Source organism: Rhodococcus sp. EPR-147 (genome assembly GCF_001647185.1).
Lineage (GTDB): Bacteria > Actinomycetota > Actinomycetes > Mycobacteriales > Mycobacteriaceae > Rhodococcoides.
Map to the genome: position 1 here is coordinate 1 of NZ_LVCU01000494.1, position 14,171 is coordinate 14,171.

At 65.7% G+C, this 14,171-nt stretch carries 9 protein-coding genes; 1 reads left to right on the top strand and 8 read right to left on the bottom strand.

Going from position 1 to position 14,171, the window contains the following annotated elements:
- Positions 1-1,328: flavin-containing monooxygenase (locus tag A2J02_RS21210; protein WP_068053182.1), on the bottom strand; the 1,328-nt coding region annotated here is incomplete at its 3' end.
- 69 nt (positions 1,329-1,397) lie between these two features.
- Here A2J02_RS21210 and A2J02_RS21215 point away from each other — a divergent pair.
- The gene (locus A2J02_RS21215; protein WP_068053185.1) at positions 1,398-2,051 is read left to right on the top strand and encodes a TetR/AcrR family transcriptional regulator; all 654 of its coding nucleotides are present in this window, start codon (positions 1,398-1,400) and stop codon (positions 2,049-2,051) included.
- Between the two features lie 309 nt (positions 2,052-2,360).
- Here A2J02_RS21215 and A2J02_RS21220 read toward each other — a convergent pair whose 3' ends face one another.
- From A2J02_RS21220 to A2J02_RS21250, 7 genes are all read right to left on the bottom strand, one after another.
- Entirely contained in the window at positions 2,361-6,167 is a 3,807-nt protein-coding gene (locus A2J02_RS21220; protein ID WP_082899540.1) for a multifunctional oxoglutarate decarboxylase/oxoglutarate dehydrogenase thiamine pyrophosphate-binding subunit/dihydrolipoyllysine-residue succinyltransferase subunit, read from the bottom strand.
- 110 nt (positions 6,168-6,277) lie between these two features.
- Positions 6,278-10,138 (bottom strand): ABC transporter ATP-binding protein, encoded by a 3,861-nt coding sequence (locus tag A2J02_RS21225; protein WP_442971493.1) that lies wholly within the window; start codon positions 10,136-10,138, stop codon positions 6,278-6,280.
- 99 nt (positions 10,139-10,237) lie between these two features.
- The gene (locus tag A2J02_RS21230; RefSeq protein WP_068053192.1) at positions 10,238-11,008 is read right to left on the bottom strand and encodes an ABC transporter permease; all 771 of its coding nucleotides are present in this window, start codon (positions 11,006-11,008) and stop codon (positions 10,238-10,240) included.
- A complete protein-coding gene (locus A2J02_RS21235; protein ID WP_068053195.1) occupies positions 11,005-12,039 on the bottom strand; it encodes an ABC transporter ATP-binding protein in 1,035 nt (344 codons plus the stop codon). The genes A2J02_RS21230 and A2J02_RS21235 overlap by 4 nt, the downstream gene beginning before the upstream one ends.
- Before the next feature lie 112 nt (positions 12,040-12,151).
- Positions 12,152-12,991 (bottom strand): LLM class F420-dependent oxidoreductase, encoded by an 840-nt coding sequence (locus A2J02_RS21240; protein ID WP_068053203.1) that lies wholly within the window; start codon positions 12,989-12,991, stop codon positions 12,152-12,154.
- A gap of 43 nt (positions 12,992-13,034) precedes the next feature.
- Positions 13,035-13,754, bottom strand: a complete 720-nt coding sequence (locus A2J02_RS21245) for a hypothetical protein (protein WP_068053198.1) — start codon at positions 13,752-13,754, stop codon at positions 13,035-13,037.
- A gap of 47 nt (positions 13,755-13,801) precedes the next feature.
- A partial coding sequence (locus tag A2J02_RS21250) for a glutathione S-transferase C-terminal domain-containing protein (RefSeq protein ID WP_331712064.1) occupies positions 13,802-14,171 on the bottom strand: 370 nt, incomplete at its 5' end.

The following is a 14,171-nucleotide window of genomic DNA, read 5'->3' on the forward strand; positions in this document are numbered from 1 at the left end:
TACTCGTCCTGCACGTCCTTGCGCACCTCGATGGTGCCGATGTCGTGCTTGTCGATGGTGTTCAACGCGTCGACCAGGTAGTTGATCTGCGACTCGATCATGAACACCATCGACGTGTGGCCCAGGCCGGTGTTGGGGCCCACCAGGAAGAACATGTTGGGGAAGTTCGCGACCGCCGCGCCCTTGTAGCCCTGCTGACCGCCGTCCTCGAAGGTTTCGGCCAGCGTGCGGCCGTCCTTGCCGGTTATGCCGTGGTAGGCGGGGGAGTCGGTGACGTGGAAGCCGGTGGCGACGACGAGCGCGTCGATGGGGCGTTCGGTGCCGTCCTTGGTGACGATGGAGCCCTCGCGGATCTCGGCGATGCCGTCGGTGACGAGATCGACGTGGCTCTTGGCGAGCGCGGGGTAGTACGCGTTCGAGATCAGCATGCGCTTACAGCCGATGCGGAAGTTCGGCGTGACCTTCGCGCGGAGGGTCTTGTCCTTGATCTGCGTGCGCAGGTGGTTCTCCGACGCCCACTGCAGCGGCTTCATGAAGGCCGGAGCCTTCGCCAGTCCGACGACCTGCGTCTCGCGCATCGCGTAGATGCCGGTCCGCGAGAGACGCTGAAATCCGGGAACGTGCTTGAAGGCGAAGCGTTCGAGCTTGGTGTACGGGCGGTCCGCGCGGGGAAGAATCCACGGCGCGGTGCGCTGGTACACGTCGAGGTGCTTCACCTGATCTGCGATGGCGGGCACGATCTGAATCGCCGAGGCACCGGTACCGATGACGGCGACGCGCTTGCCGGCGAGCGAGACGTCGTGATTCCACTGGGCCGAATGGAAGACGTCGCCCTTGAAGTCGTGAATTCCCTTGATGTCGGGCAGGTTCGGCTCACACAGCGCGCCGACGGCGGAGACGACGATCTTCGCGGTGTAGTTGCCCGTGGTGGTCTCGACGTCCCAGCGGTTGGTCTCGGCGTTCCAGCGGGCCGAGGTCACATCCGTGCCGAACACGTGCTTGTCCATGACGCCGTACTTGCGCGCCACCCCGGCGATGTACTTCTGGATCTCGGGCTGCGTGGAGAACGAGCGCGTCCAGTTCGGGTTCAACGCGAACGAGTAGGAGTACAGGTGCGACGGCACGTCGCAGGCGGCACCGGGGTAGGTGTTGTCGCGCCAGGTGCCACCGACGTCGTGGCCGCGTTCGATGACGACGAAGTCCTTCTTGCCTGCCTTCGTCAACTTGATCGCGGCACCGAGGCCGGCGAATCCGCTGCCGATGATCAGCGTATCGACGTGACGCGGCGTCGTTGCACGGTCCGAAGTATCTGTTACGGGAAGACTCATGTAGGGGAGCGTAGAAGCTTATTGAGTGTGAGTCAATAGTTATTGACTAACATTCAGTAGGGTGGTTGCATGGCGTTCGTGAACAGCCCCGGCACATCGACAACGAAGAGGACCAGACTCAGTCCGCAGCAACGACGAGCGCAACTGATCGAGCTCGGCACCGAAATGCTCGCCGACCGCCCCCTCGAACAGATCTCCGTCGAGGACATCGCAGACCAAGCAGGCGTCTCCCGAGGTCTTCTGTTCCACTACTTCGCCTCCAAGCAGGAGTTCCACCTCGAAATCGTGCGTGAATCCTCGCGCGTCATGCTCGAGCGCACCGCACCCGATTCGTCGTTGCCACCGTACGAGATTTTGCGCGACTCCATCGCGAACTACGTCGATTACGTCACCGACAAGCGGCAGATGTACGTCTCGCTCCTGCGCGGCACTCCCAGTGGCGACCCGCAGATGCGCGCGCTGTTCGAGGACACCCGCTCCGCCATGGCCGAGCGAACCGTCGCGCAACTCGGGGGACTCGACATCGAGGTCACCCCCACCATCGTGCTGGCCGTTCGCGGCTGGATCGCATTCGTCGAGGAAACGACCATCAACTGGCTCACCGCGCCCGAACTGAGCCGCGACGAACTGATCGACCTCAACGTCAACGCTCTGCCCGCGGTAGCACTGGCTCCAGGAATGATCACCGCACTCCTGGGAACCGACGCCGACGCCTCAGCCTGACCGACGCCCGCCCCGGTTGGGATCAATGTCCCTTCGTTGCAGTCTGACCGACTGAATCTCGCATTGATCCAGTCGGTGGCCCCCCGCCCGTCGCCCCGCACGCGTCGCCCCGCCCCGCACGCGTCAATGGACCCTTGCACTTCCCAGACGTATGCAGCGGTGCATTCACTCAGCCACTGACTCTGCGTGGATGGACCGTTGCACTGCTCAGACGCATGTGATGGTCCATTGACGCGGAGCGGGGGGAGTGCAGAAACGACAACAGCGGCCCACTTCCGAGGAAGTGGGCCGCTGTCGTTGTCGAATTTTCTAGCCTTCGCCGACTGCGTTGAAGGCCTCGTCGATGATTTCGAGTTGCTCGACGGCGTGCACCTTGCTCGATCCTGACGACGGGGCGGACATTGCGCGACGCGAGATGCGCTTGATGCCGACCAGCTTCTCGGGGACGAGCTCGGGCAACGCGAGACCGAAGAACGGCCAGGCACCCTGGTTCGCAGGCTCTTCCTGAACCCAACGGAATTCCGTTGCATTCGGGTAGCTTTCGAGTGCTTCCCGGATGCGGCGGACCGGCACGGGGTAGAGCTGCTCGATGCGGACGATGGCGACGTCGTCGCGGTTGTCCGTCTGCTTGCGTGCGAGCAGCTCGTAGTAGAGCTTGCCGCTGACCATCAGCACTCGCTTGACCGCGCTGCGGTCACCGGTGCCGGTGTCGTAGGTGGGCTCGTCGAACACCGAGTGGAACTTGCCGTCGGTGAAGTCCTCGATGTTGCTCACTGCTGCCTTGTTGCGCAGCATCGACTTCGGGGTGAAGACGATCAGCGGGCGACGGATGCCGTCACGCGCGTGCCTGCGCAGCAGGTGGAAGTAGTTCGCGGGGGTCGAGGGGAGTGCGACGGTCATCGAGCCCTCGGCGCACAGCGTCAGGAAGCGTTCGATGCGTCCGGACGTGTGGTCGGGACCCTGGCCCTCGTGGCCGTGCGGCAGCAGCAGCACGACGTCGGAGAGCTGACCCCACTTGGCTTCGCCGGACGAGATGAACTCGTCGATGATGGATTGCGCGCCGTTGACGAAGTCGCCGAACTGCGCTTCCCACATCACCAGTGCGTCCGGGTTGCCCACGGAGTAGCCGTACTCGAAGCCGACTGCGGCGAACTCGCTGAGGGCGGAGTCGTAGACCATGAACTTGCCGGGGTTGTCACTGCCGATGTTCTGCAGCGGGGTGTACTCGGCACCGGTCTTGCGGTCGATGATCACCGAGTGACGCTGGGTGAACGTGCCGCGTCGGGTGTCCTGGCCGGAGAAGCGGATGTTGCGTCCCTCGTCCACCAACGATCCGAGCGCCAACAGCTCGCCGAAGGCCCAGTCGACCTTGCCCTCGTGCGCCATCTCGCGACGCTTCTCGAGCACCGGCTTGACGCGCGGGTGGACGTTGAATCCGTCGGGAACGTCGAGGTGCGCATCGCCGATGCGGTGCAGCACTGCCTTGTCGACGGCCGTGGTGAGCTTGGCAGGCAACTGCTGGTCGAGTTCGACCGATTCGCTGGGCTCCGGGGTGTACTTCTCGAGTTCGCGTACCTCGTTGAAGACGCGTTCGAGCTGGCCCTGGTAGTCGCGAAGTGCATCCTCGGCTTCCTTGAGCGAGATGTCTCCACGGCCGATGAGCGATTCGGTGTAGCTCTTGCGGACGCTGCGCTTGGTGTCGATCACGTCGTACATCGCCGGCTGCGTCATCGAGGGGTCGTCGCCCTCGTTGTGGCCGCGACGGCGGTAGCAGATCATGTCGATGACGACGTCCTTGTGGAACTTCTGACGGAAGTCCACCGCCAGCTGAGCCACCCAGGCGCAGGCCTCGGGGTCGTCGCCGTTGACGTGGAAGATCGGCGCGGCGATCATCTTCGCCACATCGGTGCAGTACTCGGACGAACGCGAGAACTCCGGTGACGTGGTGAAGCCGACCTGGTTGTTGACGACGATGTGCACGGTGCCGCCGGTGCGGTAGCCCCGCAGATCGGACAGGTTCAGCGTCTCGGCGACGACGCCCTGGCCTGCGAATGCCGCGTCTCCGTGCAGCATCAGCGGCAGAACGGAGTAACCGCCCTGGCCGGTGCCCTTGTCCAGTAGGTCCTGCTTGGCGCGGACGAGGCCTTCGAGAACCGGGTCGACGGCTTCGAGGTGCGACGGGTTCGCGGTGAGCGAGACCTTGATGTCGTTGTCACCGAACATCTGGATGTACGTGCCCTCGGCACCGAGGTGGTACTTCACGTCGCCGGAGCCGTGTGCGGCGGCCGGGTTCATGTTGCCCTCGAACTCGGTGAAGATCTTCGAGTAGGGCTTGCCGACGATGTTGGCGAGCACGTTGAGGCGACCGCGGTGCGGCATACCGATGACGACCTCGTCGAGGGCGTACTCGGCGCTCTGGTCGATGACGGAGTCCATCATCGGGATGACCGACTCTGCACCTTCGAGCGAGAAGCGCTTCTGCCCGACGTACTTGGTCTGCAGGAACGTCTCGAACGCCTCGGCTGCGTTGAGCTTGCTCAGAATGTACTTCTGTTGCGCCACAGTCGGTTTGACGTGCTTGGCCTCGACGCGTTCCTGCAGCCAGGTGACCTGCTCGGTCTCGAGGATGTGGGTGTACTCGACGCCCACGTGGCGGCAGTACGAGTCGCGCAGAACGCTGAGCACGTCCCGCAGCTTCATCTTGTCCTTGCCGTGGAATCCACCGACCTTGAATTCGCGGTCGAGATCCCACAGCGTGAGGTCGTGGCTGATCACGTCGAGGTCCGGATGCATCCGGAACTTGTCCTTGGTGAACTGCAGCGGATCGGTGTCGGCCATCAGGTGACCGCGGTTGCGGTACGCCGCGATGAGCTCGAGCACGCGGGTGTTCTTGTCGACCGTGCCCTCGGGCAGATCCTTGCGCCAGCGAATGGGCTCGTAGGGGATCTTCAGCGAGTGGAACAGCTCGTCGTAGAACTCGTCGCTGATCAGCAGGTTGTGGATCGTCTTGAGGAAGTCACCCGACTCCGCACCCTGAATGATGCGGTGGTCGTACGTCGAGGTCAGCGTCATGAGCTTGCCGACGCCGAACTCGGCGAGACGCTCGTCGCTGGCTCCCTGGAACTCTGCCGGGTACTCCATGGCACCGGCACCGATGATGGCTCCCTGGCCGTTCATCAGACGCGGCACCGAGTGCACGGTTCCGATTCCACCGGGGTTGGTCAGCGAGATGGTGACGCCCTGGAAGTCCTCACCGGTGAGCTTGCCGTCGCGAGCGCGACGCACGATGTCCTCGTACGCGTTGTAGAACTGCGTGAACGTGAAGTCCTGCGTGTTCTTGATGGCAGCGACGACGAGGGAACGGTTGCCGTCCTTGCCGGGCAGGTCGATGGCGAGACCGAGGTTGATCGCGGCCGGAGTGACGGCGTTCGGCTTGCCGTCGACCTCGGCGAAGTGGCGGTTCATGTTCGGGAACGCCTTGACGGCCTGCACGATGGCGTAGCCGAGCAGGTGTGTGAACGAGATCTTGCCGCCGCGGGTACGAGCGAGATGGTTGTTGATGACGAGGCGGTTGTCGACCATGAGCTTGGCCGGAATCGCACGCACGCTGGTCGCGGTGGGAATCTGCAACGAGGCGGACATGTTCTTCGCCACCGCGGCAGCAGCGCCGCGCAGAATCTTGCTCGACTCTTCACCGAACTCGGCTGCGGCGGGCTTCGCGGGAGCGGGCTTGGCCGGCGCTGCCTTCTTCTCGGCAGGCTTGGCAGCAGCGGCAGGCTTCGCGGCCTCGGCCTTGGGAGCGGCGGCTTTCGGAGCGGCCTTGGGTGCTGCGGCCTTCGGCGCGTCGGTCTTGTCGGGAGCAGAGGCGGCCGGCTTGGCTGGTGGCGCTGGTGCTGCGGGAGGCGCGGACTTGGTCGAGCTACCGTTCGAGGCTGCGCCGTTACCGGCAGCACCGTTGGATCCGGCGGTCTCGTCGGTTGCTGCCTCGGGGTCGTAACCGGTCAGAAACTCGTGCCAGCTCGCGTCGACGGATGAAGGGTCCTGCTTGAATCGCTGGTACATCTCGTCGACCAGCCATTGGTTTTGTCCGAATTGGGTAGTAGAGCTGCTGCTCACGGCAGTAGTTCGCCTCGTTTCTGTCTTCGTTCCCGTTCAGCGCGCGTACGTGTCCAGGCTAGACCGTTGGTCCAGCTCACGTGCGTCCGGGACGTAGCTGTGATATGTACTCACCGGTAACCATCGGCCTCGTTGTCGATGACACCTTCGATTATCGAATTATTCCCTCGGTTCGTTTCGGCTGCAGTCCACAGCTGCGCGTAGAAGCCGCCCTGCGTGCGTAGCTCCGAATGTCGACCTACTTCCACGATACGGCCGCCGTCGACCACCACGATCAGATCTGCCCGCGCGGCGGTCGCCAAGCGGTGCGCGACGACCACTGCGGTGCGGGTCCGCGCGACGGCACTGCCGGCTGCGAGCACGGTGCGTTCGGTCGCGGGATCGAGCGTGGCGGTGGCCTCGTCGAGGAGCAGCAGGTCGGGGTCGACCAGCTCGGCCCTGGCCAGTGCGATCAGCTGTCGCTGACCTGCGGACAGTCCTTGGCCGCGCTCACCGACGGGTTGGTGCATGCCGCCGCGAAGTGCGGCGATGGTGCTCAGAGCACCCACCGAGCGTGCCGCGTTCTCGATGTCGGTGCGGCTGGCATCGGGTCTGCCGTAGGCGATGTTCGACGCCACGGTTCCGGTGAACAGGTGCGCTTCCTGCGGTACGACGCCGAGTCGGTGGCGGTAGTCCGAGAGGCGATAGTCGCGTAGATCGTGGCCGCCGACCCGCACCGATCCGGAGGTCGGATCGTAGAAGCGGGCCAGCAGTTTCACCACCGTGGACTTGCCCGCGCCGGTCCGTCCGACCAAGGCGACGGTGGTCCCGGCGGGGATGGTGAGATTTACCTCACTCAGGGCGTCCGAGTGGGCCCCGGCATACCGGAAACCGACATCGACGAGTTCTATGTCGGCGCGCAGGCGTCCGCCGGGAAGTGCGGTGGTGTTCGCGTCGGCGGAGGTTTCGATCGAGCTCGTGGTGCGCAGGAGATCCCCGATGCGGCCGACTCCGACGCGTGCCTGCTGGTAACCGTCGAACACCTGCGAGAGCTGCTGGATGGGTCCGAAGAGCAGCCCGAGATAGAGCACGAACGCCACGAGCGTGCCCGGGGTGGTGGTGCCGGTGGCGATCTGATGCGCGCCGACGAACACGACGACGGCGAGGGCGATGTCGGAGAGCAACGTGATGAGGGGGAAGAACACCGAGAGCGCGGTCTGCGATCGCATTCGACTCGCGCGGTAGCGGTCGGAGCGTTCGGCGAATCGGGATGCGGCGTACTCCTCGCGCCGGTAGGCCTGTGCCGCGCGCAGGCCGGTGACGTTCTCTTGGAAATCGGCGTTGACGATCGAGATTCGCTCGCGGGACGTCGAGTACGCCGCCGAGGAGATGCGCCGGAAGATCACGGTGGCCACGGCAAGCGGTGGCACGACAGCCAGCGCCACCAGCCCGAGAGTGGGGTCGGTGACGAGCAGAGCGGCGGCGATACCGACGACGGTCAACACACTCACCACGGCCGTCGATGCCCCGGTCTGAATGAACGACGACAGTGCGTCGACGTCGGTGGTCATGCGGGTCATGATGCGGCCCGACAGCTCACGTTCGTAGTAGTCGAGGCCGAGCCGCTGAATGTGCGCGTAGCTGCGGACGCGGAGTCCGAAGAGCACTCGCTCACCCGCCCGCGCGGTGATCACCGTCGTCCAGCAGACGACGAACCAACTCGCCGCTGCCAACACGACGCCGATCGAGGTGGCGATCCACAGGGTGTTCGAGTCTCCACTCGCCACTCCGTTGTCCACCGCGTAGCGAACGAGCGAGGGGAAGGCGATCGAGGCCAGTGAGTCCAGCGCGAGAAGCACCACCACGACGGCGAGCAACGAGCGCACGGGGCTCAGCAGTCTCGACAGCCGGAACTCCGGGTCGGGTCGACGCAGCTGCGATCCGGATGTGCCCGGATCCTCGGTCGCAGGCGGCAGGGCCGCGACTGCCCGGGATATGGCGGGTGTGGGTGCGAGCGATCCGAAAGCCCCGGCCATCGCAGTTCCGTGACCACCGCCGCCTCCGGGCGCGGGTGTCGAGACTGCGCCGGGCTCGACCGTCGACTCCGGATCCGTGTCCGGCCAGAGCGTGTCGGCGGAGGGGTCGACGGTCGGCTCCGCACCGGGATCGTCGTTCTCCTCGCCGTCTCCACCGGCCAGGAGGGCCCGGAACAACGGACAACGCCGATCGAGTTCGTCGACGGTTCCGGTGTCGATGATGCGGCCGTTGTCGAGCACGGCGACGCGGTCGGCCAGGGTCAGGGTCGAGCGGCGATGAGCGAGAACGAGGGTCGCGCGCGTCCGGACGCCACGCAACGCGTCGAAGATGGCGGCCTCGGTCTCGGCGTCCACTGCCGAGGTGGCGTCGTCGAGGATCAGAATTCGAGGCTCGACGAGAAGAGCACGGGCCAGTGCGATGCGTTGGCGCTGGCCGCCGGACAGGGTGAGTCCGCGTTCGCCGACGAGGCTGTCGTACCCCTCGGGCAGCGCGTCGATGAAGGTCGATGCCTGTGCCAGCCGCGCCGCATGCTCGATCTCCTCCGCTGTGGCGTCGGGCCTGCCGAGGGCGATGTTGGCGGCGATGGTGTCCGAGAAGAGGAACGGCTCGTCGAACACCAGCGAGACCGCCTCGCGGAGCGACGTCGAGTCGAGGTCGTCGATATCGAACGACGTTCCGTCGGATGTCAGCGCAATCTGTCCCTCGGAGGGGCGATAGAAACGGGGGAGCAGCAGGGCGAGAGCGGTCTTTCCCGAGCCCGCGTGGCCGACGACGGCCACCGTCTCACCCGGCGAGATGGTCAGATTCAGGCCGGTCAGCACATCGCGTTCGGGCTCGAACCCGAAGGTCACCTCGGAGATGCGGACTCCGAGCGGGCCGTCGGGCAATGCGACGGGGGCGGTCGGTTCCGGGTCGGACGGCTGGGTATCGACCACCTCGTAGACGCGCTCGACGGCCGCGCGGGAGAGCTGAGCCATGATGACCACCGACGAGACGGTGCGGGTCACGGCGGACAGCGTTGCGACGTAGGTGGCGAAGGCCAGGAACGTGCCGATCGTGATGTGGCCCTGCAGGGCCAGATAGCCGCCCAGGGCGATGACTCCGACGAGTCCGAGTTGCGGAATGGTGGCCAGCGACGGTGCGAACCGCGAGTTGATCTTCGCCGATCGCATGCGCTCGGCGAAGAGCGTGCGACCGAGCGTCTCGATGCGATCCACCGCGCGGGCTTCCTGGCCGAAGCCCTTGACGACTCGAACGCCGGTGACGGTTTCCTCGACGTGCTGAGCCAGATCGGCGGCGCGTTGTTGCGCCGACCAGGTGGCCGCGAAGAGAGTGGGCCGCATTCGGTAGACCACGATGCTGACCGCAGGAACGATGAGTATCGCGACAACGGTGAGCAGCGGCGACAGATACGCCATCACTGCCAGCGCCAGTACGAACTGCAGGACGGCTCCCGCGGACAGCGGCACCATGGCCAGCAGACCCTGCACGAGTTGCAGGTCGGTGATCGATCTCGACACGACCTGGCCGGTGCGGATCTCGTCCTGCTTTCGACCGTCGAGCCGCTGCAGCGACGCGAGCAGGTCCAGGCGCAGATCGTGCTGAACGTCGATCGAGAGCCGGCCGGCGAGCATGCGTCGACCGAATTGGCATGCGAACCGGACCAGACCCAACAGTGCGATGGCGGCGGCGACGGTGGCGATCTTCTCGCCGTTTCCTGCGGTCGCGTCGTCGATCGCCACTCGGGTCAGCAGCGGGAACGAAATGTCGATCACGGCCGCGATCATCGTCACGCCCAGGGCTCCCAGTGCGGTACGGCGATGCAGCATGCACTGCGCGATCAGACGTCTGATCCATCCACGCCGGGTACCCGACGACGGTTCTTCGCTGCCGAGTGTCGACGAGCTGCGTCGGGGTGCCGCTGCACGGTCTTTCACCGCATTACTGTGTGCCATCGATTCACCACGGTAGACCCGGGCACCGACAGCGTCGGCCTGCGAATGTGGGGACCGGTTGTCTGGGTCGTTCCGCAGGCTCCACTCCCGGTACCGACCTCAGTCGATGTCGCGAGTGCGGGCCAGGAACCAACCGACGCCGGTGAGAATCGCCGCCCACAGCGCGAGGCCGAGCGGTGCCCACGGCCACGACGCCAGGTCGCCCGCGTCGTCGAGTTGCGTCGCCGCCATGGTCGGCAGGGTCAGGTTCGACGGAAGCGCCACGGCGACCGATCCGAGCCCGAGTCCGAACAGGATCAGCGAGAGCAGACCCTCGCCGAACGGGAGCCAGGCGACGAGCACGACGGCGGCCCACGTCGGAGATTTGAGCAGCAGACCGAGGCCGGCACCGATGATCGACCACAGCACCACGGCGAGGAGGCACGATGCCACCACGCCGATGAACGCGCCGTCGAGCAGCACGGTCCGCTCGTTGAAGATCAGCAGGCAGATCAGGCTGGCCAGCAGCACCACCATGCCGTATCCGAGGCCGAACAACGCAGTGACGATCAGCTTGGCGGCGATCACTCCGTCTCGGCCGCGAGCGGTGAGGAAGCTGGTGGTGATGGTCTGGTGGCGGAACTCGGTTCCGGTGTTGACGGCACCGAAGATGCCGGCGAACAGAATCGCGGCACCGGCGGCGACGTAGAGACCGATGGAGGCGACCCCGCCGGAGATGTCCAGGTCCTCCTCGAACTCGCCCAGCTGGTTCGCGATCACCGACGTGATGACGGATGCGAAGACTCCGACGACGATCGGCGCGATCGCCAGTGCCCACCAGAACTTCAGTGTCGTGACCTTGCGGATCTCCGACGTCAGCAACGCGTTCATCGCGGGCCCCCGTTCCAGTTCTGCGGCGGAGCGTAACTCTGCGGCGGCGGGCCGTAACTCTGCGGCGGCGGGCCGTAACTCTGCGGCGGCCCGCCGTACGGGTTCTGTTGGACGGGTGCGGCGTTGTACTGGCCCGCGGTCATGGACAGGAACACCTGCTCCAGGTCGACGTGTTCACTCGTGGTCCCGAAGATCGTCACCTGGGCGTCGGCTGCGATGCGGGCGATCGTGGCCGCGTCGGTCCCGGCAACGCCGATGCGTCCGTCGGACAGCAGTTGAGAATCGTTGAAGCCGTTCGACGCCAACGCGAGCGCCAGTTTCGCCGGATCCGAGGCGGCGACGAGCACGCGGCTGGGGCGGGTGGACCGCAGTTGTGCGATGGAACCCTGGTATTTCAGCGAGCCGGCGCTGACGATCACCAGGTTGTCGACGGTCTGCTCGATCTCGCGCAGAATGTGACTCGATATCAGGACCGTTCGCCCCGATGCGGCGTATGCCTTGAGGAAGTCCCTCAGCCAGGCGATTCCCTCGGGGTCCAGACCGTTCGCGGGTTCGTCGAGCACGAGGATTTCCGGATCCCCCAGCAGCGCGGTCGCCAGCGTGAGGCGTTGACGCATGCCGAGGGAGAAGCCGCCTGCGGCGCGGTCGGCAACGTCACCGAGGCCGACGAGTCGCAGCACGTCGAGGGCGCGGCTGTCGGGTACGCCGATCGCGGCGGTGTAGATATTCAGGTGATGGGCAGCGCTGCGCTTGGGGTGCACGCTCAACGAGTCGAGGACGGCCCCCACCGTGCGGGCCGGGTGTTCGGTCGTGCGGAACGGCGCGCCGTTGACGAGGCCGATGCCCGAGGTGGGTGCAACGAGCCCGAGGAGCATGCGCAGCGTCGTCGACTTACCCGAGCCGTTGGGGCCGAGGAATCCGGTGACGGTGCCGCGCGGGACGACGAAGCTCAGATCCGACACTGCGCGAACGGTGCCGAACTGCTTGGTCAGCGCCTGCGCCTCGAGCGCTGCTCCCGGATAGCTGGTCATCTGCGCGCAATCCCCCTGGCCGTTGGTCACCTCGTGTACCGGCTGCTCGCGGCAACCGGTACCCGAGGCTACGGGGTGCGCCCGACATCGCCCTCGAGAGCGCCGTCTTCGGTCAGCGATGCAGCGCGGCGGCGACCTCTCTGTACGTCTCGACCGGATCGGCCAGGTCGGGTAGCGAGTGCAGTGTCACGTGCGACGCACCCGCGTCGAGGTGCTCGTTCAACCGTGCTGCGATCGCGTCGGCGGTGCCGTGCGCCACCAACGCGTCGATCAGTCGGTCGCTGCCGCCGTCGCCGATCTCCTCGTCGGAGTAGCCGAGTCGGTTCAGGTTGTTGGTGTAGTTCCGCAGGTGCAGGTACGGGTTGTTGACCGGTGGTCGGCCGATCGAGCGCGCCTTCTCCGGATCCGACTCGAGGACCACCTTGTGCTCGGGTGCCAGAATTTTGTTCGGGCCTAATGCTTCTCGCGCATCTCGGGTGTGCTCGGGGGTCGTCAGGTACGGATGCGCACCCGCGGTGCGGTCGGCTGCCAGCGCGAGCACCCTCGGTCCGAGGGCTGCCAGGACGCGTCGTTCCACCGGAACTCCGGCCTCGTCGAGAGCGTCGAGGTAGGCCACCAAGGCGTCGTACGGCTTGGTGTATTCCTGCGTCGCCTCCGGGTGGCCTGCACCGATCCCGAGCACGAAACGGCCCGGGTGCTTGCTCTCCAACCGGTGATACGACGCGGCGACGTCGGCCGCTGCGTCCGACCAGATGTTGACGATGCCGGTGGCGACGACGACCGTCTCGGTGGCGTCGAGGATCTCTTCGGTGGTGGTCAGATCCGCAGGCGGTGAGCCGCCGAGCCAGATCGTGCCGTAGCCGAAGGACTCGATCGCCCGCGACAGTTCCGGGGTGAACGCCGAATGCAGTCGCCAGACGCCGTACTTGCCGAGTTCAGGTGTGGAAGTCATGTTCGGAGTCAACGCCTCGGGCTCGGGAAGATTCCGCAAGCCCTCATTCGTCCGGCTCGATGATGCGGTTCTCCGGGAACCGGGCAGGCGGAGGACCGAAGGCGTCGCGGGCGTTCTTGATGACGCCCTTGCCGACGGCGCGGTTTCCCGCCCCGCCGATCGCCGCGCCGATTCCGGCGGGAAGCAACTTGCCGACCAACAACGCACTGCGTTTGGCGAGGTACTTGGTGATGAACTTCTTCACCAAGGACTTGTTCATGCTGGTCATCGATCCACCGGGAATTCGGGACGTGATCAGCGGTCCCCAGTTCTTGGCAGTCTTTCCGACGGTTCGCTGCACGATCTGCATGCCCGATTCGCCCAGCGCGACCGAGAGCACCAGGGCGCGTCGCTGTTGGTGATTCTCTACGGGAATGCCGTGGACGGCCGCGACCGACAGCGTCAGCAATGCCGAGGACTCGATGAAGAACGCGGTTTCGGCGCCCACCGCCGCGATCGAGGCGACGGTTCCGACGCCGGGGATCGCCGCCGCACCGCCCACCGCGGAGCCGCTGCCGGTGACGGCGAGCAGAAATCGCTTCTCGAGCCGTTCGATGATCTGCGCCGGGGTGTCGTACGGGTGTGCTCGACGCACGTGTGCGACGTATTTGTCGACGGCGGGTCCCTGGAGGCGGCTGGCGTTGTCGAGGATGTTGACGAGCGCGCGTTCGAGCTTGCCTCCGTTCGAGACCTCGACCTGTGCGTCGTCCTTCTTGCCTGCCATCGATGTCTCTTTCGGTCGCGTGTGTGGTTGCCGGTCGAACCTGGGGTTCAACGCACCCAGTGATCGGGCGGAACGAGTTCGTCGTGCTTCGGCGGCGGGGGAGCGGTGCCGTCGCCGAAGGGTGATCCGCCCAGGGCTTCGCGGCCGTGGGGTTCGAGCCATCCGGTCAGGTCCGGTCCGTTCGGCACGATGCCCGACGGATTGATGTCGGTGTGCACCTCGTAGTAGTGCCGCTTGATGTGGTCGAAGTCGACGGTGTCGCCGAATCCGGGGGTCTGGAACAGGTCGCGTGCGTAGTTCCACAGCACCGGGATCTCGCTGAGCTTGCTGCGGTTGCACTTGAAGTGGCCGTGATAGACGGGATCGAAGCGCACCAGTGTGGTGAACAGGCGCACGTCGGCCTCGGTGATGTGGTCG